Source organism: Actinocorallia aurantiaca (assembly GCF_039533685.1).
Lineage (GTDB): Bacteria > Actinomycetota > Actinomycetes > Streptosporangiales > Streptosporangiaceae > Actinocorallia > Actinocorallia aurantiaca.
On record NZ_BAAATZ010000003.1, the window covers coordinates 220,916 to 247,842 of the forward strand.

26 protein-coding genes and 1 riboswitch are annotated in these 26,927 nt (G+C 70.5%); of the genes, 21 read left to right on the forward strand and 5 right to left on the reverse strand.

From position 1 onward, the window contains the following. Positions 1–322 precede the first annotated feature (322 nt). The gene (locus ABD327_RS04155; RefSeq protein WP_344448779.1) at positions 323–553 is read left to right on the forward strand and encodes a LuxR C-terminal-related transcriptional regulator; all 231 of its coding nucleotides are present in this window, start codon (positions 323–325) and stop codon (positions 551–553) included. 122 nt (positions 554–675) lie between these two features. Here the strand turns inward: ABD327_RS04155 and ABD327_RS04160 are convergent, their stop codons facing one another. Further along, positions 676–1,614 (reverse strand): C40 family peptidase, encoded by a 939-nt coding sequence (locus ABD327_RS04160; RefSeq protein ID WP_344448780.1) that lies wholly within the window; start codon positions 1,612–1,614, stop codon positions 676–678. Between the two features lie 2 nt (positions 1,615–1,616). Beyond that, positions 1,617–1,761, reverse strand: a riboswitch (cyclic di-AMP (ydaO/yuaA leader). Positions 1,762–1,890: 129 nt separating this feature from the next. Between ABD327_RS04160 and ABD327_RS04165 the strand changes: the two genes are divergently transcribed. From ABD327_RS04165 to ABD327_RS04185, 5 genes are all read left to right on the forward strand, one after another. Further along, on the forward strand, positions 1,891–2,403 hold the full coding sequence (locus tag ABD327_RS04165) for an amino-acid N-acetyltransferase (RefSeq protein ID WP_344448781.1): 513 nt from the start codon (positions 1,891–1,893) through the stop codon (positions 2,401–2,403). 220 nt (positions 2,404–2,623) lie between these two features. Beyond that, positions 2,624–3,184 (forward strand): RDD family protein, encoded by a 561-nt coding sequence (locus ABD327_RS04170; RefSeq protein WP_344448782.1) that lies wholly within the window; start codon positions 2,624–2,626, stop codon positions 3,182–3,184. 474 nt (positions 3,185–3,658) lie between these two features. Continuing rightward, positions 3,659–3,991, forward strand: coding sequence for a histone-like nucleoid-structuring protein Lsr2 (locus ABD327_RS04175; protein WP_344449073.1), 333 nt, complete (start codon positions 3,659–3,661; stop codon positions 3,989–3,991). 271 nt (positions 3,992–4,262) lie between these two features. Beyond that, positions 4,263–6,779 (forward strand): ATP-dependent Clp protease ATP-binding subunit, encoded by a 2,517-nt coding sequence (locus ABD327_RS04180; protein WP_344448783.1) that lies wholly within the window; start codon positions 4,263–4,265, stop codon positions 6,777–6,779. 200 nt (positions 6,780–6,979) lie between these two features. Then, positions 6,980–8,122, forward strand: a complete 1,143-nt coding sequence (locus ABD327_RS04185; RefSeq protein WP_344448784.1) for a ScyD/ScyE family protein — start codon at positions 6,980–6,982, stop codon at positions 8,120–8,122. A 52-nt stretch (positions 8,123–8,174) separates the two neighbouring features. Here the strand turns inward: ABD327_RS04185 and ABD327_RS04190 are convergent, their stop codons facing one another. Continuing rightward, complete coding sequence (locus ABD327_RS04190) at positions 8,175–9,050, reverse strand: HhH-GPD family protein (protein WP_344448785.1); 876 nt, start codon at positions 9,048–9,050, stop codon at positions 8,175–8,177. Positions 9,051–9,117: 67 nt separating this feature from the next. On the opposite strand from ABD327_RS04190, the gene ABD327_RS04195 reads away from it, so the two are divergent. The 3 genes from ABD327_RS04195 to disA all read left to right on the forward strand — a co-directional run bounded on the left by ABD327_RS04195 (position 9,118) and on the right by disA (position 13,094). Beyond that, on the forward strand, positions 9,118–9,816 hold the full coding sequence (locus ABD327_RS04195; RefSeq protein WP_344448786.1) for a hypothetical protein: 699 nt from the start codon (positions 9,118–9,120) through the stop codon (positions 9,814–9,816). Between the two features lie 387 nt (positions 9,817–10,203). Beyond that, complete coding sequence (gene radA, locus ABD327_RS04200) at positions 10,204–11,598, forward strand: DNA repair protein RadA (protein WP_344448787.1); 1,395 nt, start codon at positions 10,204–10,206, stop codon at positions 11,596–11,598. Between the two features lie 425 nt (positions 11,599–12,023). Beyond that, a complete protein-coding gene (disA, locus tag ABD327_RS04205; protein WP_344448788.1) occupies positions 12,024–13,094 on the forward strand; it encodes a DNA integrity scanning diadenylate cyclase DisA in 1,071 nt (356 codons plus the stop codon). Positions 13,095–13,289: 195 nt separating this feature from the next. On the opposite strand, the gene ABD327_RS04210 is transcribed toward disA, so the two are convergent. After that, the gene (locus ABD327_RS04210; protein WP_344448789.1) at positions 13,290–14,336 is read right to left on the reverse strand and encodes an alpha/beta fold hydrolase; all 1,047 of its coding nucleotides are present in this window, start codon (positions 14,334–14,336) and stop codon (positions 13,290–13,292) included. 63 nt (positions 14,337–14,399) lie between these two features. Further along, positions 14,400–15,098 (reverse strand): class I SAM-dependent methyltransferase, encoded by a 699-nt coding sequence (locus tag ABD327_RS04215; protein WP_344448790.1) that lies wholly within the window; start codon positions 15,096–15,098, stop codon positions 14,400–14,402. A 115-nt stretch (positions 15,099–15,213) separates the two neighbouring features. Between ABD327_RS04215 and ABD327_RS04220 the strand changes: the two genes are divergently transcribed. The 9 genes from ABD327_RS04220 to ABD327_RS04260 all read left to right on the forward strand — a co-directional run bounded on the left by ABD327_RS04220 (position 15,214) and on the right by ABD327_RS04260 (position 23,292). After that, entirely contained in the window at positions 15,214–16,086 is an 873-nt protein-coding gene (locus ABD327_RS04220) for a sugar phosphate isomerase/epimerase family protein (protein ID WP_344448791.1), read from the forward strand. A 2-nt stretch (positions 16,087–16,088) separates the two neighbouring features. Beyond that, complete coding sequence (locus ABD327_RS04225) at positions 16,089–16,691, forward strand: TetR/AcrR family transcriptional regulator (protein ID WP_344448792.1); 603 nt, start codon at positions 16,089–16,091, stop codon at positions 16,689–16,691. Positions 16,692–16,788: 97 nt separating this feature from the next. After that, positions 16,789–17,508, forward strand: coding sequence for an ABC transporter ATP-binding protein (locus tag ABD327_RS04230; protein WP_344448793.1), 720 nt, complete (start codon positions 16,789–16,791; stop codon positions 17,506–17,508). After that, complete coding sequence (locus ABD327_RS04235) at positions 17,505–18,239, forward strand: ABC transporter permease (RefSeq protein ID WP_344448794.1); 735 nt, start codon at positions 17,505–17,507, stop codon at positions 18,237–18,239. Before ABD327_RS04230 ends, ABD327_RS04235 begins: the two co-directional genes overlap by 4 nt. A gap of 27 nt (positions 18,240–18,266) precedes the next feature. Next, the gene (locus ABD327_RS04240; protein ID WP_344448795.1) at positions 18,267–19,172 is read left to right on the forward strand and encodes a proline dehydrogenase family protein; all 906 of its coding nucleotides are present in this window, start codon (positions 18,267–18,269) and stop codon (positions 19,170–19,172) included. A 57-nt stretch (positions 19,173–19,229) separates the two neighbouring features. Next, positions 19,230–20,024: a pyrroline-5-carboxylate reductase gene (gene proC, locus ABD327_RS04245; RefSeq protein ID WP_344448796.1), complete on the forward strand. Its 795-nt coding sequence runs from the start codon at positions 19,230–19,232 to the stop codon at positions 20,022–20,024. A gap of 63 nt (positions 20,025–20,087) precedes the next feature. After that, a complete protein-coding gene (locus tag ABD327_RS04250; RefSeq protein WP_344448797.1) occupies positions 20,088–21,425 on the forward strand; it encodes an efflux RND transporter periplasmic adaptor subunit in 1,338 nt (445 codons plus the stop codon). Continuing rightward, a complete protein-coding gene (locus ABD327_RS04255; RefSeq protein WP_344448798.1) occupies positions 21,422–22,111 on the forward strand; it encodes an ABC transporter ATP-binding protein in 690 nt (229 codons plus the stop codon). Before ABD327_RS04250 ends, ABD327_RS04255 begins: the two co-directional genes overlap by 4 nt. Further along, entirely contained in the window at positions 22,108–23,292 is a 1,185-nt protein-coding gene (locus tag ABD327_RS04260; RefSeq protein WP_344448800.1) for an ABC transporter permease, read from the forward strand. Before ABD327_RS04255 ends, ABD327_RS04260 begins: the two co-directional genes overlap by 4 nt. Before the next feature lie 16 nt (positions 23,293–23,308). On the opposite strand, the gene ABD327_RS04265 is transcribed toward ABD327_RS04260, so the two are convergent. Continuing rightward, positions 23,309–24,343 (reverse strand): alpha/beta hydrolase, encoded by a 1,035-nt coding sequence (locus ABD327_RS04265; RefSeq protein WP_344448801.1) that lies wholly within the window; start codon positions 24,341–24,343, stop codon positions 23,309–23,311. Positions 24,344–24,528: 185 nt separating this feature from the next. Here ABD327_RS04265 and ABD327_RS04270 point away from each other — a divergent pair, with 185 nt between their 5' ends. The 3 genes from ABD327_RS04270 to ABD327_RS04280 all read left to right on the forward strand — a co-directional run bounded on the left by ABD327_RS04270 (position 24,529) and on the right by ABD327_RS04280 (position 26,786). Then, positions 24,529–25,689 carry an acetoin utilization protein AcuC gene (locus ABD327_RS04270; protein ID WP_344448803.1) on the forward strand — a complete coding sequence of 387 codons (1,161 nt, stop codon included), beginning with the start codon at positions 24,529–24,531 and terminating at the stop codon, positions 25,687–25,689. Between the two features lie 14 nt (positions 25,690–25,703). Continuing rightward, a complete protein-coding gene (locus ABD327_RS04275) occupies positions 25,704–26,471 on the forward strand; it encodes a phosphatase (RefSeq protein ID WP_344449074.1) in 768 nt (255 codons plus the stop codon). Positions 26,472–26,582: 111 nt separating this feature from the next. Next, complete coding sequence (locus ABD327_RS04280) at positions 26,583–26,786, forward strand: helix-turn-helix domain-containing protein (protein WP_106397174.1); 204 nt, start codon at positions 26,583–26,585, stop codon at positions 26,784–26,786. Positions 26,787–26,927: the final 141 nt, after the last annotated feature.

Below are 26,927 nucleotides of genomic sequence, written 5' to 3' on the forward strand. Positions count from 1 at the left end.
GTGGGTCGACGCGCCTCGGCGACGGCACGGGACGTGATTCAGGGGTCACTTTTCGCGCTCTCCGGGAGCTTGACGGTCCGGATCCGGCCGCCTAGCGTTCCGGATCGTAGGGAGCTTGAAACGATTCACGGACCGGAGAGGGGAAGGCTGCAACCGATGACCCTTCTCTCGAGCCGACGTTACTCAGCGTTCCCCGCGAATGGCATCCGAACGACGCATCGGCCGAGTCCGGCCACCGACGATCAGTAGTACTGGACCCATCGCCCGAAGCAGCGACGAGCTGCACCCCCGCGGTCAGCATCAGCGACGAGGGAGGAATGGAGTGGATCAGGGCACACTCGCGCGCCGGGCCTTCGACGAACCCCGGCTGAGCGAGGATGAACTGAAGTTGCTGGCTCAGATCGCCAGCGGCGTGACCGCCGACGTGGCGGCCCGGAAGCTCGAACTCAGCGCGCGCACCCTGCGTCGCCGGCTTCGGGCCATCTGCGACCGTCTCGACGTCAACACCCCCATCGAGGCCGTCGTGTGGGCGGCTCGCCGGCAACTCATCTAGCGACGACCGCGGAGCGGGTGAGCCGGAGACCCCGGTGAAGCCCGGCGAACGCCGCCGTCACAGGAACCTCCGGGTTCCCGTGACGGCGTTTCCGTTCTCCCGTGTCCCGTTCCGGAGCGCCCTCAGGCGACGCGTACGCCGCCCGCGAAGGGCCTCCCGCCGATCGGCGCGATTTTCACGACGTCGCCCGTCTGGGGGGCGTGCACCATCTGTCCGTCGCCGATGTAGAGGCCGACGTGGTGCAGGTCGCTGTAGAAGAAGACGAGGTCGCCCGGCTGCAGTTCGTCCCGGCCGACGTGGGCGCCGGCGTTCCACTGGCTTCCGGTGTAGTGCGGCAGGTTGATGCCGACCTGCGCGTAGGCCCACATGGTGAGCCCGGAGCAGTCGTAGCTGTTAGGCCCGTCCGCGCCCCAGACGTAGGGCTTGCCGAGCTGGGAGAGCGCCAGCCGCAGCGCTTCGGCGGCCTTGCCCGCCCCCGGCACCGGCGGGATGTCGACGATCTTCTTGGGATCCTTGCGGACGATTTTGTCGCGGATCTGGGTGTAGTCGTCCTTGAGCTTCTTCTGCCGGTCGGTCAGCTGGTTGTTGAGCTTGCGGACCTGTCCCGCCCGGTCGTCGGCCGCCTTCTTCGCGCGCTGCGCCGCCTGCATCGCCGAAAGCAGCTCCGTCACCTTGGTGCCGCTCTGGGAGGCGAAGTAGGTGAGCGTCGAGCTCTGGTCCAGGAACTCCTGGGGGTCGTCGGAGGTGGCGAGGATGAGCGCCTGGTCGGTGCCGCCCCTCATGTAGCTGTTGGCGGCCAGCCCGCTCACCTCCTGCGCTATGGCGTCCAGAGCCTTCTGCTGGCGCGAGGCGTTGTCCGAGGCGACCTTGGCCGCGCGTTCGGCCTGCTTCAGCTTGACCTTGAGTCCGTTGATCTGCTCGCTGACCTTTTCCAGTTCCTCGTGAACGGACTCGATCCGCTTCATCGGGTCGGGTTCGGCGTGCGCGATGCCCGGGACGGACACGGCGACGGCGGTGACACCGCAGATCAGGGCGAGCAGACGGTGGTGGGCGAGCTTCACGGTTTTCCTCTCCTCGGCCGCCTACCGGGTCAGCTTTCGGGTGGGGGCCGGAGCAGCCCCTCCGCGCCTTCGCGGTTGCACCCGGGGTCCTGCGCTGGTCCCCGGCTCCCTTCGCGCGGAGCGGTCGGGATGCGGCGGGTACAGCAGATGCGAACTGCTGTCGACACTCAGCGGAGGAGACTAACGAAGTCTGCCGTCCGTGCCAACCACGGCGACTGATTTCGCAGGTCGTTCCGGGTCCGTGAAGTCGCCCGTTGCCACTAGTCTCAAGGCTCTATGGAGTTGACGATCCGGCGGGCGCGCACGCCCGATGTCCGTGACATCCGGCGTCTCGTCGACACGTACGGCGGCCCCGGACGGCGTCTTCTCGAGAAGAGCACGGTGAACCTCTACGAGGACGTCCAGGAGTTCTGGGTCGCCGATGCCCCGCAACTGGGAGGGATCATCGGATGCGGTGCCCTCCATGTGATCTGGGAGGACCTCGCCGAGGTTCGCACCGTCGCAATCGATCCGGAATGCCGGGGCATGGGGATCGGCCACCAGATCGTCGGCCGACTTCTGTCCACTGCGCGAGAACTGGGTGTCCGGCGAGTTTTTTGCCTTACCTTCGAGGTGGAGTTCTTCGCGCGTCACGGTTTCCGAGAGATCCAGGGCACTCCGGTGTCGCATGCTGTCTATGAAGAGCTTCTGCGGTCCTATGACGACGGGGTCGCGGAGTTCCTCGACCTGGATCGGGTGAAGCCGAACACGCTGGGAAACACGCGGATGCTGCTCCGCTTGGAGGAATGACGACATCATGACCGAACCCCCCAACCCGTACGGCCCGCGTTCCGGTGGCGGATATGGCCCGCCCCCGCCCGCGCAAGGTCCTTACGGGGCTCCTCGCCCCCCGCAACAGCCCGGGTATGGTCCGCCCAGTCCGGGATATGACGGGCACTCGGGATATGGACCACCGAACTCTTCATATCCCGAACGAGAGGAAGCGCCCCGGCAGACTTATCAACCGCCCGTGCCCTCCGGTCCGCACCCGGCCGAGAACCTTCCGCTGGCGGCATTCAAGCAACGCGCACTGGCCCGGCTCATCGACGCCGGCCTGGTGTGGGTCGCCGGCTTCGCGCTGGTCTTCCCCATCGTTCTCGCCTCCATCGGCGTGAACAAGGAGGAGGACGGCGCCTGGTCGACTCCGGTCCTGTGGACGACATTCGTCGTGGTGGCGCTGCTGCCGTTCCTCTACGAGGCCGTACAGCTCGCCTTCTGGGGCCGGACGCTCGGCAAGCGCCAGATCGGCCTGCGGGTCGTGCTGGCGGATCCCGCGGGGGACCAGCTGCCCCTGATGACGGCGGTATGGCGTGCGGCCATCAACAATCTCGGTTACATGCTGGGTATTTTCCTGTTCTTGCTCTTGGGCGTGAAGGTCTGGTCCTTCTTTCTCTTCTTCATGTTCGTCGCGGCGGCCGGGGTGCTCATGGCCTACCTGTGGTCGATCTGGGACCGTCCGCTCTTCCAGGCGATCCATGACCGTTACGCGGGAACCGTGGTGGTGGACGACCACGCGGAGTGGAACCCATAGCGAGAGCTTCATCACAGGTGCTTTGACTCGGGGCCCTTCGGGATCTTCTTCCGGAGGGCCTTCGGCACGCGGATAGAGTTGAGCGGGAGAGCGGGCAGAGTGTCCGTAGAGTCCAAGATCACGCAATTCTCAACTTATCTCCTCTTTATGGGGGATGCGTCCCGAGGTGACACTGCTGTTGGGTTATCCGGGGTATGAACGTGGATTCCGGACCTATGAAGATCGTCTTCGGGGCGGCCGGTACTCTATGAAACTCGGCTGAGATTGGCCCGTAGGAGTCGATTACCGTGTGTTACGCGGCCGTGTTGCACGGTCGCGGTAGAACCGGAGAAATCTTCCCAGCGCTCTGAATTGTCAAGTGCTGACGGCGGGTATATGTTTAGGAACCGAATGGAGTTTGCCGGGGACGGCCCGGCGCTGAACAAGTTCGCCGGGGACGGCCCGGCACTGAACACATGCGGAAAGGCCAGCCCCATGGCACGCGAAACTATTGTTCGTCTGGTCGACGATCTCGACGGCGGCGCGGCGGACGAGACCGTGTCGTTCTCGTTCGATGGTGTGGCCTATGAGATCGACCTCAGCTCTACGAACGCGAAGAAGCTGCGTGATTCTCTGACGCCCTTCATCGAGCACTCGCGCCGGGCCGGTTCGGCCAAGCGCGGCCGGACGGCCGGTGCCAAGCGAGGCGCCTCCAACCGCGAGCGCAGCGCGGACATCCGCGCCTGGGCCAAGGGCCAGGGCATCAAGGTGAATGAGCGCGGACGCATTCCCGCCTCGGTCGTCGAGCAGTACGACGCCGCCCACTAGAGCGGTCGCGATCACGCGACGGCCCGCCTCTTGATCCGGAGGCGGGCCGTTCGCTTGTGGCGTATAGAAAAATGCGGCCATGTTGGGATTCCGAGCGTCTGACCGGGTAGCAGGGGTTAATGGCGGTTCCGGAGTCGTAGACGTTCGTTCGCCTGTGGCGTATCGGGAACATCGCATGGCGAACCGGTAGTTGGATGAGGATGAACAGCCTCGGCTCTGGGAAGGTCTTCACCTGATGGCCTCCTGCGGGGCGGTGTGAGGGAGCGACGAGATGTTCGAAAGGTTCACCGACCGTGCGCGGCGGGTGGTCGTCCTGGCTCAGGAAGAAGCCAGGATGCTCAACCACAACTACATCGGCACCGAGCACATCCTCCTGGGGTTGATCCACGAGGGTGAGGGTGTCGCCGCAAAGGCCCTTGAGAGCCTGGGGATCAGTCTCGAAGCGGTGCGCCAGCAGGTCGAGGAGATCATCGGCCAGGGTCAGCAGGCGCCGTCGGGGCACATCCCCTTCACCCCGCGCGCCAAGAAGGTGCTCGAGCTGTCACTGCGCGAGGCGCTGCAGCTGGGCCACAACTACATCGGCACCGAGCACATCCTGCTCGGGCTGATCCGCGAGGGCGAGGGCGTCGCGGCGCAGGTGCTGGTGAAGCTGGGAGCGGACCTCAACCGGGTCCGCCAGCAGGTGATCCAGCTGCTCCACGGCTACCAGGGCAAGGAGCCGGCCGCGTCCGGCGCGGCGTCGGAGTCCGCTCCCTCCACATCGCTCGTGCTCGACCAGTTCGGCCGCAACCTGACCCAGGCCGCCCGCGAGGGCAAGCTGGACCCGGTGATCGGGCGCGACAAGGAGATCGAGCGGGTCATGCAGGTGCTGTCCCGCCGCACCAAGAACAACCCGGTGCTGGTGGGCGAGCCCGGCGTCGGCAAGACCGCCGTGGTCGAGGGCCTGGCCCAGAAGATCGTCAAGGGCGAGGTGCCCGAGACGCTCAAGGACAAGCAGCTCTACACGCTGGACCTCGGCGCGCTGGTCGCCGGATCCCGCTACCGCGGTGACTTCGAGGAGCGCCTGAAGAAGGTGCTCAAGGAGATCCGCACCCGCGGCGACATCATCCTGTTCATCGACGAGCTGCACACCCTGGTGGGCGCGGGCGCCGCCGAGGGCGCGATCGACGCCGCCAGCATCCTCAAGCCGATGCTGGCCCGCGGCGAGCTGCAGACCATCGGCGCCACCACCCTGGACGAGTACCGCAAGCACCTGGAGAAGGACGCGGCCCTGGAGCGCCGCTTCCAGCCCATCCAGGTCGCCGAGCCGTCCCTGCCGCACACCATCGAGATCCTCAAGGGCCTGCGCGACCGGTACGAGGCCCACCACCGGGTCTCGATCACCGACGGCGCGCTGGTGGCGGCCGCCCAGCTGGCCGACCGCTACATCAGCGACCGGTTCCTGCCGGACAAGGCGATCGACCTCATCGACGAGGCGGGCTCCAGGATGCGCATCCGCCGGATGACCGCGCCGCCGGACCTGCGCGAGTACGACGAGAAGATCGCCGACGTGCGCCGCGAGAAGGAGAGCGCGATCGACGCGCAGGACTTCGAGAAGGCCGCCGCGCTGCGCGACAAGGAGAAGCAGCTCCTGGCCGCCAAGTCCCAGCGGGAGAAGGAGTGGAAGGCCGGCGACATGGACGTCGTCGCCGAGGTCACCGAGGAGCTGATCGCCGAGGTCCTGGCCACGGCCACCGGCATCCCGGTCTTCAAGCTCACCGAGGAGGAGTCCACCCGGCTCCTGCGCATGGAGGACGAGCTGCACCGGCGGGTCATCGGCCAGGAGGACGCCATCAAGGCGCTCTCCCAGTCGGTCCGCCGCACCCGGGCCGGTCTGAAGGACCCCAAGCGCCCCGGTGGCTCGTTCATCTTCGCCGGTCCGTCCGGTGTCGGTAAGACCGAGCTGTCCAAGACCCTGGCGGAGTTCCTGTTCGGCGACGAGGACGCGCTGATCGCCCTCGACATGTCCGAGTTCATGGAGAAGCACACCGTCTCGCGGCTGTTCGGCTCGCCTCCCGGCTACGTCGGGTACGAGGAGGGCGGCCAGCTGACCGAGAAGGTCCGCCGCAAGCCGTTCTCGGTCGTGCTGTTCGACGAGATCGAGAAGGCCCACCCGGACATCTTCAACTCGCTGCTGCAGATCCTGGAGGACGGTCGCCTGACCGACGCCCAGGGCCGGGTCGTGGACTTCAAGAACACCGTCATCATCATGACGACCAACCTCGGCACCCGGGACATCTCCAAGGGCCTGTCCATCGGCTTCGGCCGCGCGGACGACGCCAAGGGCGACTACGAGCGGATGAAGGCCAAGGTCGGCGAGGAGCTCAAGCAGCACTTCCGGCCGGAGTTCCTCAACCGCGTCGACGACATCGTGGTCTTCCACCAGCTCACCCCGAAGGAGATCATCCAGATCGTCGACCTGATGATCGCCCGGCTGGACGAGCGGCTGCGCGACCGCGACATGGGCATCGAGCTCAAGCAGCCCGCCAAGGACCTGCTGGCCGTGCGGGGCTACGACCCCGTGCTCGGCGCCCGGCCCCTGCGCCGGACCATCCAGCGGGAGATCGAGGACGCGCTGTCCGAGAAGATCCTGTACGGCGAGCTCAAGTCCGGCCAGATCGTCGTGGTCGACGTCGAGGGTGAGGGCGAGACCGCCAAGTTCACCTTCAAGGGCATGCCGAAGCCGTCTTCGGTCCCGGACGTCGCCGAGATCGAGGGTGCCTCCCCGCTGAACCTGAAGAAGGACTGATCAGGTCCCTTCAGACCCGTTGAAAGGCCCGCACTCCTGGTGAGTGCGGGCCTTCTTCATGTGCGAGTCCCGGAGGCCGTCCCGGCAGGCCACGGATGTTCCGGGACATCCAGCCCATGCCCGCGGGACGCCGGGACTGCCAGTCTCGGCTTGGTCGGGGGGCGATCCGGGCGACCGGAACACCGGGATGAGGAGAGCACATGCGTAAGGCAGTGGTGGCACTGGCCACCGGGGCGCTGGCGTTCGGGCTGGCGCCCGCGCCGGCGGAGGCGGCGCCGAGGCTGAAGGTGGTGGCCAAGGGGCTGGACAACCCGCGGGGACTGGCCGTGGGAAGGGACGGGACGGTCTACGTGGCCGAGTCCGGGAACGCGGGGTCCCGCTGCGTCGGGACGGGCGACGCCAGGACGTGCCTGGGGAGCACCGGCGCGATCACCGCGATCAAGAACGGGAGCAAGAAGCGGATCCACAAGGGCCTGCCCTCGCTGGGCCTGCGGAACTCCTCGACGTCGGGCGCCCAGGATCTGGCGTTCGACGCCAAGGGGCGGCTGAGGCTGCTGCTCGGCGGGATGGCGCGGTCCGAGCTCAAGAAGTTCGGGCCCGGGGCCAGGAGGCTCAGCACGATCGTGGCGCTGCCCGGTCGCAAGGTGGTGGCCGACCTCGCCGCCTACGAGGCGAGGAACAACCCGGACGGGACCCCGCCCGCGATGGACGGGCTGAACAGCAACCCCCAGTCCTTCGTGATCAACAAGGACGGGAGCATGGTCGTCGCCGACGGCGGCGCCAACGACGTGCTGCACGTCTCCAAGAAGGGCAGGGTGCGGCTGCTCGCGCTGCTGCCGTCTCAGTGCGCGAAACTGCCCGCGGGCTTCCCCGCCGACCAGGCTCCGCCGCCCGGCGACTGCGCGAAGGGCGAGGTCCCGGCCGAATCGGTGCCGACGTCGGTCGTGAAGGGCCCCGACGGCGCCTACTACGTGGGGGAGCTGACCGGATTCCCCTTCGAGAAGGGTTCCGCGCGGATCTGGCGGATCACCGCGTCCGGGAAGAAGCGGGTCGTCGCCACCGGCTTCACCAACGTCATCGACCTCGCCTTCGACCGGAAGGGGAACCTGCTCGTCCTGCAGATCAGCCAGAAGGGGCTGCTGTCGGGGAACACCCGGGGCGCCCTGATCCGCCTCTCCAAGGGCGGGAGGAAGACCGTGCTGCTCTCCAAGGGGCTGGTGGGCCCCACGGGCCTGGCGATGGGCGGGGACGGCCGCCACGTCTACATCAGCAACGCCGGCGTGCCCGGCCCTGAGGGCGGCGGCAAGCCGCACAAGGGCCAGGTGCTGCGGTACCGGCTCTGATCCGGGCCCGGCGGCCCCTCCGGCGCGGGAGGGGCCGCCGCGTCCTGCGGTCTCAGCTGGGAAGGGCGTAGCGGCCGTCGTCCAGGGGATCGACGAGGCCGTCGGCGACGAGGCCGTCCAGGGCGCGCTCACGCTGGACGGAGTCCGACCAGACGACGTCGAGCGCGGGTTTCTCCACGGGGCCGGGAGCCTGGCGCAGGACGGCCAGGAGGCGGCCGCGGCACTGGCGGTCGGTGCCCGCGTAGGTCTGCCCGCGGCGGGGCGGGCCGTCGTAGGGGGGCTTTCCGTTCAGGTACCAGGCGCACCGCTCCAGGACGGGGCAGTCGGCGCAGCGCGGTGAGCGGGCGGTGCAGACCAGGGCGCCGAGTTCCATGACGGCCACGGCCCAGAGGGCGGCGGTGGCGGGCTCCTCGGGGAGCAGGGACTCGGCCAGCTTCACCTCGGCCCGGGTCTGGGTCTGCGGAGGGTGCTCCACGCCGCTCTTCAGCCGGGCCAGGACGCGGCGGACGTTGGTGTCGAGGACGGCGTGGCGCTGCCCGAAGGCGAAGCTGGCGACGGCCGCGGCGGTGTAGGCGCCGACCCCTGGCAGGGAGAGCAGGACGGCGTGGTCGTCGGGGACCTCGCCGCCGTGCAGTTCGGTGATCGCCACGGCGCAGGCGTGCAGGCGCAGGGCGCGGCGCGGGTATCCCAGCCGTCCCCAGGCGCGCACGGCCTCGCCGGACGGTTCGGCGGCCAGCGCCGCGGGGGTGGGCCAGCGGTCCATCCACTCGCGCCATACGGGCAGGACGCGGACGACCGGGGTCTGCTGGAGCATCAGCTCGCTCACCAGGATCGACCAGGGGGTGGCGGCCGGCTCCCGCCACGGAAGATCACGGGCGTTCTCCGCGTACCACTGGAGAACGGGCTCGGTGGGCATCTCGGTGGACATCGGCGCCAGCTTAGGGCTTGAGCGTGTCGCTCGGGGAACCCGGAGATCATAATCGCATACTGTCCGCATGGACTCGGCCACGGTAAGTCAGGATGACGAGGATGACGAGGAGTACCAGGAGGCCTACTGGCGCCGCAGGGTGATCGCGCTCGGCGCGGTCGTCCTGGTCGTCGGCGCGCTGGCCTGGAGCTGTTCGGGCGACGGCGGAAGCGAGAAGGAGGCCGTGGCGAAGAAGAAGCCCGCGGCGAGCCCGTCCCCGACCGTCTCCGCGAGCGCGGGAGCCTCCCAGGCGATCCCGACGGTCATGGTGACGGTGACCCAGACCGCGACCGTCGCCGCGCCGCGCAGGCGCGGGGACGCCTGCGCGGCGCGCGACGTGGTGGCCACGCTCACCCCCGACGTCAGGGAGTTCGCGCCGGGGACCCAGCCGTCCTTCCGGCTGACCGTCGTGAACACCGGCGACCTGGACTGCACCTTCGACGTGGGCGCCCGGAGGCTCGTCGCTCAGATCAAGTCGGGCTCGGACAAGATCTGGTCCTCGGCGCACTGCGACTCCACCGAAGGGTCGTCCATCCAGATGCTGCGCCGGGGCGTGCCCTACGCCACGACGCTCCTCTGGGACCGGCGCAGGAGCGGCAAGGGCTGCCGCGAGCCCAGGGCCAAGGCCCTGCCCGGCACCTACGCCGTCCAGGCCCAGGGCGGCGGCGTGAAGACCGAGCGGAGCGTGTTCGTGCTGAAGGAGGGCGGACGCGGCTCCGAGCGCTGAGGGGTGTGCCCTGGAGGAGGGCGGGCGCGGCTCCGAGCGCTGAGGGGTGTGCTCCGGAGGAGGGCGGAGGCGGCTCCGAGCGCTGAGGGGCGTGGCCTGGAGGAGGGCGGGCGCGGCTCCGAGCGCTGAGGGGTGTGCCCTGGAGGAGGGCGGGCGCGGCTCCGAGCGCTGAGGGGTGTGCCCTGGAGGAGGGCGGGCGCGGCTCCGAGCGCTGAGGGGTGTGCTCCGGAGGAGGGCGGAGGCGGCTCCGAGCGCTGAGGGGTGTGCCCTGGAGGAGGGCGGGCGCAGGGCCGAGTGCTGAGGCGGTGCGCTCCGGAGGAGGGCGGGCGCGGCTCCGAGTGCTGAGGCGGGAGCGCTTTTGTCGGTGCGGAGGCCTAGGGTCTGGACATGGCCAAAGCAGTGAAACCCGCCTACAGGTGCGGTGAGTGTGGCTGGCAGACCGCCAAGTGGGTGGGGCGGTGCGGTGAGTGCCAGGCCTGGGGCACCGTCGCCGAGGCGGGCGCGGCGACGCCGCCGCGGGTGGTCAGCGCGGGCCCGGTGAGCTCGCCCGCCCGGCCGATCGGCGAGGTGGACGTGCGCTCGTCGCAGAGCCGGCCGACGGGGATGGACGAGCTCGACCGGGTGCTCGGCGGGGGGCTGGTGCCCGGTGCGGTGGTGCTGATGGCGGGCGAGCCCGGCATCGGCAAGTCCACGTTGCTGCTGGAGGTGGCGGCGCTCGCCGCCGACCAGGGCAACGTGCTGTACGTCACGGGGGAGGAGTCGGCCGAGCAGGTCAGGCTGCGGGCCGACCGGGTCGGCGCGATCGCCGCGCAGCTCTACCTCGCCGCCGAGACGGACCTGGGCGCGCTGCTGGGCCACGTCGAGACGGTGGAGCCCCGGCTGCTGATCGTCGACTCGATCCAGACGATCGGCTCGGCGGACGCCGACGGGGCGCCGGGCGGGGTCACCCAGATCAGGGAGGTCACCGCCAACCTCATCGGGGTCGCCAAGGAGCGCGGCATCACGGTGGTCCTGGTGGGCCACGTGACCAAGGAGGGCGCGATCGCGGGCCCGCGTCTCCTGGAGCACCTGGTCGACGTGGTCCTGTACTTCGAGGGCGACAGGCACAGCAGGCTGCGGATGATCCGCGCGGTGAAGAACCGGTACGGCCCGACGGACGAACTGGGCTGCTTCGACCTGTCGGAGGTCGGCATCGTCGGCCTGGCCGACCCCAGCGGGCTGTTCCTCACCCGCCGGGAGGAGCCGGTGCCGGGCACCTGCGTCACGGTCACCCTGGAGGGCAGGCGCCCGCTGGTCGCCGAGGTGCAGGCGCTGGTGGGGCCGAGCTTCCTGCCCTCGCCCCGACGGGTCACCTCGGGCCTGGAGTCCAGCCGGGTGGCGATGGTGCTGGCCGTGCTGCAGCAGCGCGCCCGGATGAAGATGCACGAGAAGGACATCTACGTCTCGACCGTGGGCGGGGTGCGGCTGACCGAGACCTCGGTGGACCTCGCGGTGGCGCTGGCCGTCGCCGGTTCGGACACCGAGCAGCCCCTGTCGCCCACGCTGATCGCGATCGGCGAGGTCGGCCTCGCCGGGGAGGTGCGGCCGGTGCCCGGCGCCCAGCGCCGGCTGAGCGAGGCGGCGCGGCTGGGGTTCCGCAGCGCGCTCGTGCCCCGGGGGGCGCTGGAGCTGGGCAAGGGCTCGCCGCTGCGGCAACTGGGCGCCGTGGAGTTCGAGGGCATGAAGGTCATCGAAGTGGATCATCTGGCGGAGGCCACCCGGGTGGCCTTCACCGCCCCCTGAAGCGCCCGCGATGCAGAGGCCGGTGACCGCGACGGGCACGCGAGCCCTCCTCGTCTCACCGGAGGCCGCCGAGGCCGAAGGGAGGTGCCGGCCGCCGCCGTGGGCGTCTCCGGGCGGTGTTCCGGCGGGAGGCAGGGGAGTGTGACCTGAGGGAAAGTCGATTCCGGGCGGGGCCGGGTGGACCCCGGACGGTTCCGGGGTATGGAGTCGGGGGCGGCTTCTGACCTTCCGAAGGGAGGGTCCGGCCTTCCGCGCGGAAAAAGAAGGGAACCGATAGGCCGGATCAGGCGTCACACCAGGGAGGGAAGCGGCCTCGATAAGCTGTCCGCTCCGAATTCTCCTTCGGGGGGCGTCTTTCGGAAGTGTTCTTCCGGTGGAAGATCGAGGGCGCGCCTCGTTGACGACCGGCGACCTGCGGGGGTCAAGTGCCAGCACAAGAAAAAATCGTCGACGAGAGGCGCCGCGCCACTTTGGCGGCGGTGGCTCCGGGGACGTCTCTTCGTGACGGCCTGGAGCGCATCCTGCGCGGTCACACCGGCGGCCTGATCGTCCTGGGCTACGACAAGACCGTGGAAGAGGTGTGCTCCGGGGGGTTCGCCCTGGACGTCGAGTTCTCCGCCACACGCCTGCGCGAGCTCGCCAAGATGGACGGCGCGATCGTGCTGGACTCCTCCTGCACGCGCATCGTGCGGGCCGCGGTGCACCTCGTGCCCGATCCGACCATCGAGACCGAGGAGTCCGGCACCCGGCACCGCACGGCGGAGCGGGTGGCCAAGCAGACCGGTTACCCGGTGATCTCGGTGAGCCAGTCCATGCGGATCATCGCCCTGTACCTGGACGGGCGCTACGTCCTGGAGGACTCGGCGGCCATCCTGTCCAAGGCCAACCAGGCGCTGGCCACGCTGGAGCGCTACAAGCTGCGGCTCGACGAGGTCTCCGGCACGCTGTCGGCGCTGGAGATCGAGGACCTGGTCACCGTGCGCGACGTCACCGCGGTCGTCCAGCGGCTGGAGATGGTGCGCCGGATCGCCGACGAGATCGACGGCTACGTGGTGGAGCTGGGCACCGACGGGCGGCTGCTCTCCCTGCAGCTGGAGGAGCTGGTCTCCGGCGTGGAGGAGGAGCGCGAGCTGATCGTCCGGGACTACCGGCCCAGCGAGCGCCCGGTCGAGGACGTCCTGGCCGCGCTGGACGAGCTGACCACCAACGACCTGCTGGAGCTGGGCGACGTCGCCCGCACCATGGACTTCAGCGGCGCGGACTCGCTGGACCTGCCGGTGAGCCCCAAGGGCTACCGGCTGCTGGCCAAGGTTCCGCGCCTGCCCAATCTCGTGGTGGAGCGGCTGGTGGAGCACTTCGGCGGCCTGCAGAAGCTGCTCGCCGCGACGATCGACGACCTCCAGGCCGTCGACGGGGTCGGCGAGGCGCGCGCCCGCTCGGTGCGCGAGGGCCTGTCCCGGCTGGCGGAGTCCAGCATCCTGGAGCGCTACGTCTGACGGGACGCGTCGCGAGCGGCCGGTGACGGCCGCCGCGCGTGCTCTTGAGAAGCCCGTCGACGGCCTCCGGGCGAGGCTCCGAACCGCCTCGCGGGAGTGCCCGCGGGCATGAGGCGCCCCGGCCGGACGTTCGGTTCCGGCAGTGGCGGGCCGGGAGTGCCCGCGGGCGGGAGGCGTTCCCCCGCCCGCGCGGGATCACAGGGTCTTGCGGGTGCGTTCGATCAGGTCGCCCAGGTGGTCGCTGACCAGCGAGGGCCTTTCCATCATCGCCATGTGGCCGGCGGTGGAGACGACCTCCAGCCGGGCCTCGGGGCACTTGGTGGCGATGGTGAGGCTGTGCTCGACCGGGGTGAGCGCGTCGTTCTCGGCCGCGATGATGAGGGTCTCGGCCTTCTGCAGGGTGGCGCAGGGGCTGAGCTCCGGCGTGCCGATCATCGACAGGATGAAGCCGGTGAGGGCCTCCATCCTGGTCTGGGCCATCATGTCCTCGCTGAAGCGCACCGCGGAGGGGCTGGCGTCGGGGCCGAAGGCGATCAGGTCCTCCACCAGCATGGCGGCGTCGCGGCCCAGGTGGCGGACGCGCTCCAGCACGCCGGAGCCCAGGCCCGCGGCCCTGATGCCGCGCGGCAGCAGCAGCCGGTTGATCCGGGCGAGCCCGGCGGGCAGCCCGAGGGTGACCTCGTCCAGGCCGCCGGAGGAGGTGCACACCAGCCCGGCCGCCTTGACCTTGGAGCCGATGAGCTCGGGGTGCTCGTCGGCGAACTTCATGATCGTGATGCCGCCCATGGAGTGGCCGACGAGGATGACCGGCGTCTGCGGCGGGACGGTCTGCTCGATGACGGCGCGCAGGTCGTGGGCGAGCTGGTCGACGGTGTAGGCGGTGCGGTCGTCGGCGGTGCCGGACCGGCCGTGGCCGCGGTGGTCCCAGAAGACGAGCCGGCCCAGGCCGCGCAGGGCCTTGCGCTGGAAGTGCCAGGAGTCCCCGGTGAGGGTCCAGCCGTGGCAGAAGACGATGGCGAGGTCGTCGCGGTCGTCGTTGTCGATCTCGGCGTGCAGGCGGGTGCCGTCGTCGGCGAGGACCGACACGGGGGTGCCGCGCAGCGTGCCGAAGCCCTCACCCGCGTGCGGGTCGGGGCGCAGCTGGAGACGGCGGACGGCGTGCCGCTGCAGGGCCACTCCGCCGGCGGCTCCCGCGGCGCCCAGTCCGAGGGCGGCCGCCAGCATCACATGACGACGACTCATAAAAGACCTCCTGTTTCCCGGCATTGTTATACAGACTGTCTAGCTGTGGAAGTCCCGTCGGGGTCAGTAGGACCGATGCCACAGATTGACGGCGTAGTCCACTTCGGTCCCCGGGACCTCGGCCAGGAAGCGGGCGGCCAGTTCGGCGGGGAACTCGATGTTCAGCACCGCCTCCAGCTCGGAACGGTCGGCGAAGGCCCAGCGAATGGTCAGCGGACGGCGGGAGAAGCCCTGGCGGGCCCAGAAGCGCTCCACGCCCTCCGGGTCGTAGGCGGGCAGCCAGGTCCGGAACCAGCGGCCGAAGGTGGAGCGCGTCGCGTCGTTGTCGATGATGAAGGCCGTGCCGCCGCGCCGGATCACCCTGGCGATCTCGCGCAGGCCGGGCTCGCAGCCCGGTCCGAAGAAATAGGCCCAGCGGGCGTGCACGACGTCGACACTGGAGTCGGGTAGCGGCAGGGCCTGCGCGGCGGAGGCGCGCACCGTCACATGATCAAGTCCGGCCACCCGGCGGCGGGCCGCGGCGGCCAGCCCGGAGTGGGGTTCCACCCCGATCACCCGGGCGGCGGACGCGGCGAAGAAGGGCAGATGGAAGCCGGTGCCGCAGCCGACGTCCAGGACGGTGGCGCCGTCCCAGGGGCGCAGTTCCCGCATCGCCCCGGCCAGCACCCCGTCGGGGTCGACGGCCTTGTTCTCCAACTCGTAGACCTGGGGGGTGTTCCAGATGTTGGGACTGGGGACGGCACCGGGGGCGATCTCTACCACGGACCGAGGTTAGCCAACGGTGCTGATGGTTCGTCCCTGATTCCCGTCGGGTACAGGTCCCGTCACGGCTCGGAACGCATAGGCTTTCGACAGAACGGCGAGAGAGCGAGGAGCCTTGTCCCGCAACGACGTAGCCAAGTCGATCAGGGTGCCCGACGCCCCGATCACGCTGTCCACGGCCTCGGTGTATCCCGAGAAGGTGCCGAGCGCCTTCGAGATGGCGTCCTGGCTGGGTTACGACGGGGTGGAGGTGATGGTCACCCTGGACGCCGCCTCCCAGGACCTCAACGTCCTGCGCCGGCTGTCGGAGTACCACCAGATGCCGATCAAGTCGATCCACGCGCCCTGCCTGATCTTCACCCAGATGGTCTGGGGCCGCGATCCGTGGGGCAAGCTGATGCGCTCCAAGGAGATCGCCGAGCGGCTGGGCGCCGAGGTCGTGGTGGTGCACCCGCCGTTCCGCTGGCAGCGCGACTACGCCCGGGACTTCGAGACGGGCCTGGCGCGCATGCAGGAGGAGACCGACGTCATCTTCGCGGTGGAGAACATGTTCCCCGCCAAGGCGCGCGGCACCGAGCTCGGCATGTACTCCCCGCACTGGGACCCGACGGGCTACGACTACCCCCACCTGACGCTGGACACCTCGCACACCGCGGTCTCCGGCAGCGACGCGCTGGCGATGGCCGACCGCTACGGCGAGCGGCTGCGGCACCTGCACCTGGCGGACGGCGTCGGCATCCCCAACAAGGACGAGCACCTGGTGCCGGGCCGCGGCTCCCAGCCGTGCGGGGAGATCCTGGAGCGGCTGGCGCTGCAGGGATTCCAGGGCCATGTCGTGCTGGAGGTCAACACCCGCAAGGCCACCTCGCGGGCCGAGCGCATCGAGGACCTCGCCGAGGCCCTGGCCTTCGCCCGGCTGCACCTGGCGGCCAGCGACACCTGGGAGGTCTCGGCCTCCGGCGAGGTCTCGCGGCAGCGCACCAGCTGACCGTGTCCGCGCGTAAGGACGCCGGGCCGGAGAAGGGCGCCAGGCCGGGGCGCCGCCGGGGATCGGCCGGCACCAGGCCGCTGATCCTGGAGGCGGCCCGCGAGCTGTTCGCGGAGAGGGGCTTCGACGGCACCTCGCTGCGGGCGGTCGCCCGTACGGCGGGGGTGGATCCGGCGATGGTCCACCACTTCTTCGCCGGCAAGGAGGCCCTCTTCGTCGAGGCGATGGAGTTCCCGGTCGATCCGGCGCGGCTGGTGCCGCAACTCCTCGAGGGGCCGCGCGAGGAGATCGGCGAGCGGGTGGTCCGGACGATCCTGGGTCTGTGGGAGGACGCGGAGATGCGGTCCAGGGTGCTGGCCATCCTCCGTTCCGTCACGGCCGGCGAGCAGGGCGCGGCGATGCTCAGGGAGTTCATGACCGCCGCGCTGCTGGATCCGGTCGTGGAGCGGCTGGGGGTCCCGCCGGAGCGGGTCGCGATGGCCGCCGCCCAGATGCTCGGCATGGTGATGATGCGTTTCGTGCTGGAGGTCGAGCCGGTGGTCCGGGCGACGGAGGAGGAGCTGGTGGAGCTGCTCGCGCCGACTTTCCAGCGTTATCTGGGCTGAGGGATTCTCGCTCTCCGCAGTCGCCTGGCCACGGAGACAGGTCTTTGTCCCGTTCCGAATCCTTGACGGCCCTCCGGTGCCGCCTTAAATTCACCATATGGTGAATTATGCCGTCCGGGTCGCGGACCTGAAGGTACGAAGAGGCGGACACGAAGTGCTGCACGGGCTGACCTTCGAGGTGCCCCGGGGGCGCGTCGTCGGGCTGCTGGGGCCCAGCGGCTGCGGGAAGACGACGCTCATGCGGGCGATCGTCGGGGTGCAGGTCGTCGAGAGCGGGACGGTCGAGGTCCTGGGCCGCCCGGCGGGCGCCAAGGAGGTGCGCAGCCGGGTCGGGTACGCCACCCAGAGCCCGGCGGTCTACCTGGACCTGACGGTGCGGGAGAACCTGCGGTACTTCGGCAGGGTGATCGGCGCGCCGAAGGCGGACGCGGACCGGGTGATCGAGCAGGTCGGCCTGGCCCCCCAGGCGGACCAGCTCGCCGGAGACCTGTCGGGAGGGCAGCTGGGCCGGGCGAACCTGGCCGTGGCGCTGCTCGGCGCGCCCGAACTGGTCGTCCTGGACGAGCCGACGGTCGGCCTCGACCCGGTGCTGCGGCAGGAGCTGTGGACGCTGTTCCACCGGCTGGCCGAGGAGGGGACGACGATGATCGTCTCCAGCCATGTGATGGACGAGGCGGCCCGCTGCCAGCGACTGATCCTCATGCGCGACGGGCGGATCCTGGCCGACGAGACCCCCGAGGAGCTGAGCGCGCAGACCGGGACGGACAACCTGGAGGAGGCGTTCCTGCGCCTCATCACCGAACGGGAGACGGTGTGAACCCCAAGGTGACCCTGGCGACGGCCCGCCGGATCCTCGACCAGCTCAGGCACGACCACCGGACGCTGGCGCTGCTCGTCGCCGTCCCCGCGCTGATGATGGTGCTGCTGCGGTATGTCTTCGACGACCAGCGGACCTTCGACCGGATCGGGCCGATGCTGCTGTGCATCTTCCCGTTCACGTTCATGTTCGTGGTGACCAGCGTGGCCACCCTGCGCGAGCGCACCGGGGGCACCCTGGAGCGGCTGATGACGACCCCGCTGGGCAAGCTCGACCTCCTGATCGGCTACGCCCTGGCGTTCTCGGTGGTCGCGTCGGCCCAGGTCGCGGTGATCATGGGGGTGTCGCTGCTGTTCCTGGGGCTGACCGTCACCGGGCCGCTGTGGGCGCTGGTGCTGATCGCGCTGCTGGACGCGCTGCTGGGGGTGGCGCTCGGCCTGTTCGCCAGCGCGTTCGCCCGGACGGAGTTCCAGGCGGTCCAGCTCATGCCGGCGTTCGTCCTGCCGCAGGCGATGCTGTGCGGCCTGTTCGCGCCCCGCGACTCCATGCAGCCGGTGCTGTCCGCGCTGTCGGACGTGATGCCCCTGTCGTACGCGGTGGACGCCATGAGCGATCTGACCGTCTCGTCGGAGCTCGGCGCGGGTTTCGTCGCGGACATCGCCGTCATCACGGTCGCGACTCTGCTCTCCCTGCTGGTCGGCGCGGTGACGCTGCCCCGCCGGACGCCCTGAGAGGGCTTCCGGAGTTAGGGTGAGGAGATGCTCCGCCGAACCCTGCTGGCGGCCTCGCGCAGCCCGGCCCTGCGCACGGCCGTCGTGACCGCTCCCGTGACCCGCCGGGTGGTGCGGCGGTTCGTCGCGGGGGACGACTCCGAGCGGGCGCTGGAGGCCGCGTCGCGGCTGCTGTCCGACGGGCTGCTGGTCAGCCTGGACCGGCTGGGCGAGGACGTCCGGGACCGGGCCGGGGCCGAGGCGACGGTACGGGCGTACGAGAAGCTGCTGCCGGAGCTGCCCGGTGACACCGAGGTCTCGGTCAAGCTCACCGCGCTCGGCCAGGCGCTGGACGAGGACCTGGCGCTGGCGAACGCCCGCCGGGTCTGCGCGGCGGCCGCTCGGGCGGGCACCACGGTCACCCTGGACATGGAGGACCACACGACCGTCGGCTCCACGCTGCGCGTCCTGGACGCGCTGCGCGGGGAGTACCCGTGGGTCGGCGCGGTGGTCCAGGCCCAGCTGCGCCGCGCCGAGGAGTACTGCGCCGGGCTGGCGTACGAGGGTTCGCGGGTCCGGCTGTGCAAGGGCGCCTACGACCCGCCTCCGGAGGTGGCCTTCACCAGGAGGTCCGAGGTCGACAAGTCCTATGTCCGATGCCTGCGGACGCTGATGGCCGGGCCCGGCTATCCGATGGTCGCCACCCACGACCCCCGGCTGATCGAGATCGCCGACGCGCTGCGGCTCATCCGCGGCAGGGACTCCGGCTCCTTCGAGTACCAGATGCTCTACGGCATCCGCCCGGACGAGCAGCTGCGGCTGGCGGAGACGGGCGCGCGGGTGCGGGTCTACGTTCCCTACGGCTCGGAGTGGTACGGCTACCTGGTGCGGCGCCTGGCCGAACGCCCGGCGAACCTGGCCTTCTTCCTGCGCGCGCTCCTCACCCGCTCATAGCGGTTCCGGGGGGCCATTAGGCTTGCGAGTCGTCCTAACTACCAGGTCAGGTGTGTGATGATCGCGATTCTCGGTACCGGCAAGATGGGCGAGGCGCTGCTGGCGGGCGTCCTGCGGGCCGGCCGCCGCCCCTCGGAGCTGCTGGTGACGGCCCGACGCGAGGAGCGGGCCGCCGCGCTGCGCGAGCGCTACGGCGTGGAGTCGGTGGCCAACACCGAGGCCGCCGCCAAGGCCTCGGTGCTGGTGCTGGCGGTGAAGCCGCAGGACATGGGGACGCTGCTGGCCGAGATCGGGCCGCACGTGTCGCCGGGGACCCTGGTCGTGTCGATGGCGGCGGGCATCACCACCTCCTTCATCTCCGAGCGGCTGTCGGCCGACGTCCCGGTCGTCCGGGTCATGTCGAACACCCCGGTGCTGGTGGACGAGGCGATGAGCGTCATCTCCGCGGGCGAGCACGCCGGCGAGGAGCACCTGGCGCTCGCCGAGGAGCTGCTGCGGCCCGTCGGGAAGGTGACCCGGCTGCCGGAGTCGCTGCAGGACGCCGCGACCGCGCTGTCGGGCTCGGGCCCGGCCTACTTCTACTACCTGGTCGAGGCCATGGTCGACGCGGGCATCCTGCTGGGCATGCCGCGCGCCGCGGCCCTGGAGCTGGTGATCCAGTCGGCGGTCGGCGCGGCGGTGATGCTGCGCGACTCCGGCGAGCACCCGGTGCTGCTGCGCGAGGCGGTGACGTCGCCGGGCGGGACGACCATCTCGGCCATCCGCGAGCTGGAGAAGCACGGGGTCCGCGCCGCCGTCCTGGAGGCGATCGAGGCGGCCCGCGACCGGGGCAGGGAGCTCGCGGGCGGCTGAGGCTCCGCTTACTTCTGCGCCAGGACTCTGTTTCTGGGGTTTATGGAGAAATAGCATGCCGGTGTGGCATCGCTACGGTTCCTTCCCCCTGTCCTCTCCCTGGCCCTCACCGCCGTGCTCCTGTCCGGCTGCTCCGGCGGCGGCGAGGAGGACCGGCCCAGGCTCGGCACCGTCTCCCGCGGCTCGGTCGCCGAGGTCGTGGAGGCGCCCGCCACCCTGACGGCCAGGGCGGACGTGACCCTGCGCAGCCCCGCCGACGGCACGATCACCCGGCTCCCGGTCAGGGACGGAGACCGGGTGCGCAAGGGGCAGGTGCTCGCCCGGATCGACTCCCCGACGGCAGAGGAGCAGCTCGACCAGGCCAGGGAGGCAGACCGGCAGGCGGCGCGCGGCGCCTCGATGCCTTCGGGCCTGAGCCTCGGCTCGTTCCGCGCCCAGTCCGACCGCATCGCCCGGCGCGGCTTCAAGAAGGCCCGCGAGGCCGCCAGGAAGATCCGCGACCCGAAGGACCGGGCCAAGGCGCTCGCCGAGATCGCCAAGGCCGAGGGCGACTACGCCACCGCCGCGGGCGCGGCCCAGCTCGCCGTCACCCGGCTGAACACGGGGCTGGGCAGCATCACCTCGGCGCTGTCGTCCCTGGGCGCCTCCGGCAGGGTGCAGACCCGGGCCGCGGTGAAGGCCGCCGAACGCACGGTGGACGGGCTGGTGCTGAGGGCGCCGTTCTCCGGCGTGGTCGGTCTCGGCGGCCCGGCCGGGGGCAACGGCTCGTCGTCGGCGCTCTCCGGCCTGATGCCCTCGTCCCTGGCCGGGCTGACCGGCGGGCTGAGCCTGCCCGGCGCGTCCAGTGACCCCTCGTCCATCGCGGTCGGTGTTCCGGTCTCCTCCGGCGCGGCGGTCGTGACCATCACCGACGTGTCCGAGCTGCGCCTGACCGCCGACATCGACGAGTCGGACATCCTCCGGGTCAAGCGCGACGGAGAGGCGGACGCCGACTTCGACGCGCTGCCCGAGGCCTCCTACGGCGCGAAGGTCTACAGCGTCGGCGTCACCCCCTCGGAGAACTCCGGCGGCGGCGTCACCTACAAGGTGCAGCTCACACTGGAGGACGGCACCCTGCCGGACGGTTCGAAGGCACCCGAACCCAAGCCGGGGATGAGCGCGATCGTCCGGTTGAAGGTGCGGGAGGTCGAGAACGCGCTGGTCGTGCCGACCAGCGCCGTCGTCAGCAGCGGCCGGGACAGCACCGTGTGGGTCGTCGAGAACGGCGAGGCCGTCCGGCGGACCGTCACGCTCGGCGCGGAGGGCGACGCGTCCGTCGAGGTGCTGACCGGGTTGAAGGACGGCGACCGGATCGTCGTGGGCTCGGCGGACTCGGTGCGCCAGGGGCAGGAGCTCGGGTGAGCGTCCCGGCGTTGGAAGCCGTGGACGTCACCCGCGTCTACGAGATGGAGGGCGTGCGGGTGGAGGCGCTCAAAGGCGTCACCCTGACCATCGGGCAGGGCGAGTACGCGGCGATCCTCGGCCCGTCAGGCTCGGGCAAGTCCACGCTCATGCACCTCCTCGGCGCGCTGGACCGGCCCAGCTCGGGAGTGCTGCGGGTCGGCGGCCGCGACGTCGCGGCGCTCGACGACTCCGAACTCGCCGAACTGCGCAACGAGCACATCGGCTTCGTCTTCCAGTCCTTCCACCTGCTGGCCCGCACGACGGCCGTCGACAACGTCGGGATGCCGCTGATGTACCGGGGCGTGCCGCGGCCGGAGAGACGCGAACGCGCGGTCGCCGCGCTGGAGAAGGTCGGGCTGGGGCACCGGCTCGACCACCGGCCCAACCAGATGTCCGGCGGCGAGCAGCAGCGGGTGGCCATCGCCCGCGCCCTGGTCGGCGAGCCGCAGCTGGTGCTGGCCGACGAGCCGACCGGCAACCTCGACACCAGGACCGGTGAGGAGGTGATGGCCCTGCTGGAGCGGCTCAACACCGAGCAGGGCGTGGCGGTCATCCTGGTGACGCACGAGCCGGACGTCGCCGTGCGGGCCCGCCGCCAGATCCACATCCGGGACGGGCTGGTCGAACGGGACACCGCCGCATGAGGACGTCCGAACTGTTCCGGGTGGCGTTCGAGGCGCTGCGCGTCAACCGGATGCGGAGCCTGCTCACCATGCTCGGCGTCATCATCGGCGTGTGGGCGGTCGTGGTGCTGGTGGCGATCGGCGGCGGCGCGCGGGACATGGTCGAGGGGGAGATCGAGGGGCTCGGCTCCAACATCATCTTCGTGGTGCCCGGCGAGTTCGGCCTCGACTCCGGCGGCCCCACCGTCAGCAGACTCGACCTGGAGGACGTCGAGGCGCTGCGCCGCGTCGCGGGCGAGGACGCGGTGACGGCCGGGCTCAGCTCCAGCGAGGTGGTGCGGGCCGGCGCCTCCGAGGTGTTCGCCTCGCTGCTGGGCGCGGACGAGAACGTCGCGAACGTCTACGTCCGGACGCTGGCCAAGGGCCGCCACCTGTCGGAGATCGACGTGGAGACCCGGCGCAGGGTCGTCGTCCTCGGCTCCCAGGCGGCCGAGAGGCTGTTCGGCGAGGTGGACCCGCTCGGCAGGCAGGTGACGATCGGCGGAGGCAGGTTCCGGGTCGTCGGGGTCTTCGCGGAGGTCGGCCAGACCTTCGGCCAGTCCCGCGACAACGAGGTGCAGATCCCGCTGACGACGGCGCAGCGCATGCTGGGCGTCACCCGCGTCGACTACATGGCGGTGCGCGCCGCGGACGCCGAAGCCGTCGAACCGCTGCAGGGCAGGCTGGTGGAGACGCTGGAATCCCGGCACCAGGGCGAGCGGTACTCGGCCGTCACCCAGACCCAGCTGCTGGGGACCATCGGGACGGTGCTGGGAGCGCTCACCGGGCTGCTGGCCGCGATCGCCGCCATCTCGCTGCTGGTCGGCGGCGTCGGGGTCTCCAACATCATGCTGGTCAGCGTGCGGGAGCGGACCCGGGAGATCGGCCTGCGCAAGGCGCTCGGCGCGCGCCGCCGCGACGTCCTGGCCCAGTTCCTGGTGGAGGCGGTGCTCCTCACCTCCACCGGCGGGGTGCTGGGCATCCTGCTCGGCGTCGGGACCGCGCTTGCCATCGCGGCGCTCTCGCCCGTGCCGGCGGTCATCGCCTGGTGGTCCCCGGTGATGGCGTTCACCGTCTCGGCCGCGGTCGGCGTCTTCTTCGGCGTGGTGCCGGCCAGCCGCGCGGGCAGGCTCGACCCGGTGGTCGCCCTCAGATCCGACTGAGGCGGCCCACTCGTCGCTACGCGACGACGGTGAGGTTGGTGGGCTGCTGCCGGTCGCCGACCACCGCCCTGATGAACGCCGAGGTCTCGCGCATGGCCTCGTCGGCGTCCGGGAGCAGCTTGTTGAGGAGCTGGAAGACGTGCATCTGGCCGGGCCAGACCTGCAGCTCCACGGGGGCGCCCGCGGCCATCAGGAGCTCGGCGAAGGCCTCGCCCTCGGGGCGCAGCACCTCGGCGCCGCCGAGCTGGATCAGCACCGGAGGCAGCTCGGACCACTCCAGGGACAGCAGCGCCAGCCGGGGGTCCATTTTCTGGCCGGTCACCAGGCGGGCGACGCGCAGGGCACTGCGCGGGCTGATGTAGGGGTCGCGGACCAGGGCGTCCTCGGCGAGGGAGAGCTCGCACGACAGGTCGACCCAGGGGGAGTAGAGCACCATGCCGACCGGGGAGGGCAGCTCGTGCCTGCTGATCTCGGCGGCCAGGCTGGCGGCCAGGTGGCCGCCGGCGGAGTCGCCGGCCAGCACGATCCGGGTGAAGCCCCGGGCCAGCAGCCAGCGGTAGGACTCCAGGGCGTCCTCGAGCGCGGCGGGGAAGGGGTGTTCGGGCGCCAGCCGGTAGTGCGGGACGAGGACGGGCATCGCGTTGTCCACCGCGATCCTGGTGGTGAGGCTGCGGTGGGTCTGCGGGGAGCAGACGACGTAGCCGCCGCCGTGCAGGTACAGGACCGCGGCGTCGTCGGCGTGGTCGCCGTCGGGGATGACCCATTCGGCCTTGACCACGAGCCCGCTGCGCAGCTGCGGGTCGCGGACGCGCTCGACCCGCACCCGGCGGTCGGTCGGGAGCAGGGCGGCGGCCCGGTCGATGGCGGCGCGCGCGGCGCGGATCGGCAGGGGGCGGCCGGGAATGCGGTGCATCAGCGGGCGCAGCGTGAATCTCAGGGCACCGCCCATGATCCGGCTCTGGACGCTCGGGTCGCGTTCCAGGACCGGGGTCGGACGCGGTACCCGGGGCGTCATCCCCGGGAGAGCCGATGTGACCTCGTCCTCGAGCATGGCCACCCCCTTCGTGGGTCGGTCAGTGATGTCGATCACTGTTTCTGCTTTGTTAACGGCATACCCATTTTGACTCAGTGTTTCACTTCACAAAAGGGTAACTTTGGTACGCTCTATGTAACTCTGCGTAACGCGCTACCTTTGATCCCCAGGGCTGGGATCGGCACGGGCGGGAGAGCGGACGTATGGCTGGAGCGCTGCAGGTCTTCTGGGACGAGAAACTTCTCGCCTACGACTTCGGGTCCACCCACCCCCTGAACCCCGTCCGCGTCGAGTTGACCATGGACCTCAGCCGTCGGCTCGGAGTGTTCGCCAACGCCGAGCTGCGCGGTTTCGAGTCCGCGGGCGACGGGCTGCTCTCGCTGGTGCACGGCCGGGAGTACATCGAGGCGGTCAAGAGGGCCGGCCGGGAACTGAAGCCCCACTACGTCTTCGGCCTCGGGACCACCGACAACCCGCTGTTCGAGGGAATGCACGAGGCGGCCTCCCTGATCGTCGGCGCGAGCGTCGGAGCGGCCAAGGCGGTCTGGACGGGCGAGACGGAGCACGCCGCCAACGTCTCCGGGGGGCTGCACCACGCGATGCCGGACGCCGCCGCCGGATTCTGCATCTACAACGACGTCTCCGTCGCCATCGCCTGGCTGCTGGAGCACGGCGCGCAGCGGGTGGCGTACGTGGACGTGGACGTCCACCACGGCGACGGCGTCCAGAAGGCGTTCTACGAAGATCCCCGGGTCATGACGATCAGCCTGCACGAGTCGCCCCGCACCCTCTTCCCGGGCACGGGCTTCCCCCAGGAGACCGGAGCGGACGGCACCGCCGTCAACGTGGCGCTGCCTCCGGGCACCGGCGACAGGGCCTGGCTGCGCGCGTTCGACGCCGTGGTGCCGCCGCTGCTGCGCGCCTTCCAGCCGCAGATCCTGGTCACCCAGCAGGGCTGCGACACCCACCAGGCGGACCCGCTCGCGCACCTGTCCCTCACCGTGGACGGGCAGCGGACGATCTACCAGCGGCTGCACGCGCTCGCCCACGAGACGGCCGGAGGCAAGTGGGTGCTCACCGGAGGCGGCGGCTACGAGCTGGTGCAGGTGGTGCCGAGGGCGTGGACCCACCTGCTGGCGGAGGCGAGCGGGAACCCGGTCGACCCGCGGACCGCCTGCCCCGAGGACTGGCGGGAGTTCGCCCTGCTCCGGACGGGCGAGATCGCCCCCAAGGTGATGACCGATGGTTTCCAGGTGGAGGTGCAGACGTGGGGCGAGGGCTACGACCCGGCCAATCCGATCGATCAGGCGATTCTGGCGACGCGCCGGGCGGTGTTCCCGGAACACGGCCTCCTTCCCGACTAGAGCTGCGCGACCACCTGCTGCGCACCTTCATCGCGGGTGACGTGGCGACGCCCAGGCACAACAACCTGCGCAACTTCCGCAGGATGGCGGCGGGGGAGCCGTACTACCAGTTCGGGCTCGACCTGGGCGAGTGGACGTACGAGCGGACCATCGAGGTGATGGCCCGCCTCGCCGGGACCAGCCCCGACCCCGGGCACCTCTTCGGCGAGGACACCATCGACCCCGACCGCACCCTGGACGCGCTCGAGGCCATGGGAGAGCGCATCGGAGCGGCGGCGAGGGGGCGGCAGACCGTCATGCTCGCCACCGGCCACCCGGGGGCGCTGATGCACCCGGTGTACAGGCCGATCGCCCGGGTGCTGCGCGAGGCCGGCTGCGAGATCCTGACGCCCGCCGAGGGCTGGACCTACCTGTCGGACGAGCCCTGGGACGGGCCCGAGCAGCGCACCATCCGCTACACCGACGGCATCGCCGCGCTGGAGTTCGGAGGCTCCTTCCACCACACGCACCACGCCGCTCCCATGGAACGCATGCTGGCAAACCTCGCAGACGAATCCCGGTATTGGCCGGACCTGGTCATCGCCGACCACGGGTGGGCCGGAGCGGCGGGCGAGGCGGGCGTTTCGACGGTGGGATTCGCCGACTGCAACGATCCCGCCCTGTTCGCCGGGCATGTCGTAGGGAAAATCGAGGTCTGTGTGCCGCTGGACGACAACGTGCTCCCCGCCCACTACACCCCGATGACGACCTATCTCCTGGGCCACGCGGGCCTGTTGGCGTGAAGAACCCTCTTGCGACTTGGGATGCACGATTTACGCTGGATGAAGTTACACGTGCGTGATCGGAGTCACCCAAAGGGCAGGTGGCGCGGCACGTGTGGAAAAGGACGGCCCATGGCTTCAGGCGAGCGGCCTCTCAGCGAGGTGAGGTTCCTGACCGTCGCTGAAGTGGCATCGGTGATGAGGGTGTCCAAGATGACCGTCTACCGACTCGTTCACTCGGGGGAACTTCCGGCCATCAGGGTCGGGCGCTCCTTCCGGGTACCGGAACAAGCTGTCCATGACTACCTGCGTGAGGCCTACATCGAGGCCGGTTAGCGACGGGTCGTCGAAGCCTGTCCGGACACGGAGCGGACGCACGACACCGGCGGCCGAGAGGCCGCCGGTTCTCCTCTACCTGCGAGCAGCGGTAATGTAAGCCGTTGGGCTGCGTTGTAGCCCGTTTTCCTGCACGCCCCA

Excerpts from the sequence above, each read along its gene's own strand:
- ABD327_RS04280 (WP_106397174.1), top strand. The coding sequence starts at position 26,583 with ATGGCTTCAGGCGAGCGGCCTCTCAGCGAGGTGAGGTTCCTGACCGTC.
- ABD327_RS04165 (WP_344448781.1), top strand. The coding sequence starts at position 1,891 with ATGGAGTTGACGATCCGGCGGGCGCGCACGCCCGATGTCCGTGACATC.
- ABD327_RS04270 (WP_344448803.1), top strand. The coding sequence starts at position 24,529 with ATGGCTGGAGCGCTGCAGGTCTTCTGGGACGAGAAACTTCTCGCCTAC.
- ABD327_RS04195 (WP_344448786.1), top strand. The coding sequence starts at position 9,118 with ATGGACTCGGCCACGGTAAGTCAGGATGACGAGGATGACGAGGAGTAC.
- ABD327_RS04265 (WP_344448801.1), bottom strand. The coding sequence starts at position 24,343 with ATGCTCGAGGACGAGGTCACATCGGCTCTCCCGGGGATGACGCCCCGG.
- ABD327_RS04260 (WP_344448800.1), top strand. The coding sequence starts at position 22,108 with ATGAGGACGTCCGAACTGTTCCGGGTGGCGTTCGAGGCGCTGCGCGTC.
- ABD327_RS04175 (WP_344449073.1), top strand. The coding sequence starts at position 3,659 with ATGGCACGCGAAACTATTGTTCGTCTGGTCGACGATCTCGACGGCGGC.
- ABD327_RS04240 (WP_344448795.1), top strand. The coding sequence starts at position 18,267 with ATGCTCCGCCGAACCCTGCTGGCGGCCTCGCGCAGCCCGGCCCTGCGC.
- ABD327_RS04180 (WP_344448783.1), top strand. The coding sequence starts at position 4,263 with ATGTTCGAAAGGTTCACCGACCGTGCGCGGCGGGTGGTCGTCCTGGCT.
- proC (WP_344448796.1), top strand. The coding sequence starts at position 19,230 with ATGATCGCGATTCTCGGTACCGGCAAGATGGGCGAGGCGCTGCTGGCG.
- ABD327_RS04185 (WP_344448784.1), top strand. The coding sequence starts at position 6,980 with ATGCGTAAGGCAGTGGTGGCACTGGCCACCGGGGCGCTGGCGTTCGGG.
- ABD327_RS04230 (WP_344448793.1), top strand. The coding sequence starts at position 16,789 with ATGGTGAATTATGCCGTCCGGGTCGCGGACCTGAAGGTACGAAGAGGC.
- radA (WP_344448787.1), top strand. The coding sequence starts at position 10,204 with ATGGCCAAAGCAGTGAAACCCGCCTACAGGTGCGGTGAGTGTGGCTGG.
- ABD327_RS04190 (WP_344448785.1), bottom strand. The coding sequence starts at position 9,050 with ATGTCCACCGAGATGCCCACCGAGCCCGTTCTCCAGTGGTACGCGGAG.
- ABD327_RS04210 (WP_344448789.1), bottom strand. The coding sequence starts at position 14,336 with ATGAGTCGTCGTCATGTGATGCTGGCGGCCGCCCTCGGACTGGGCGCC.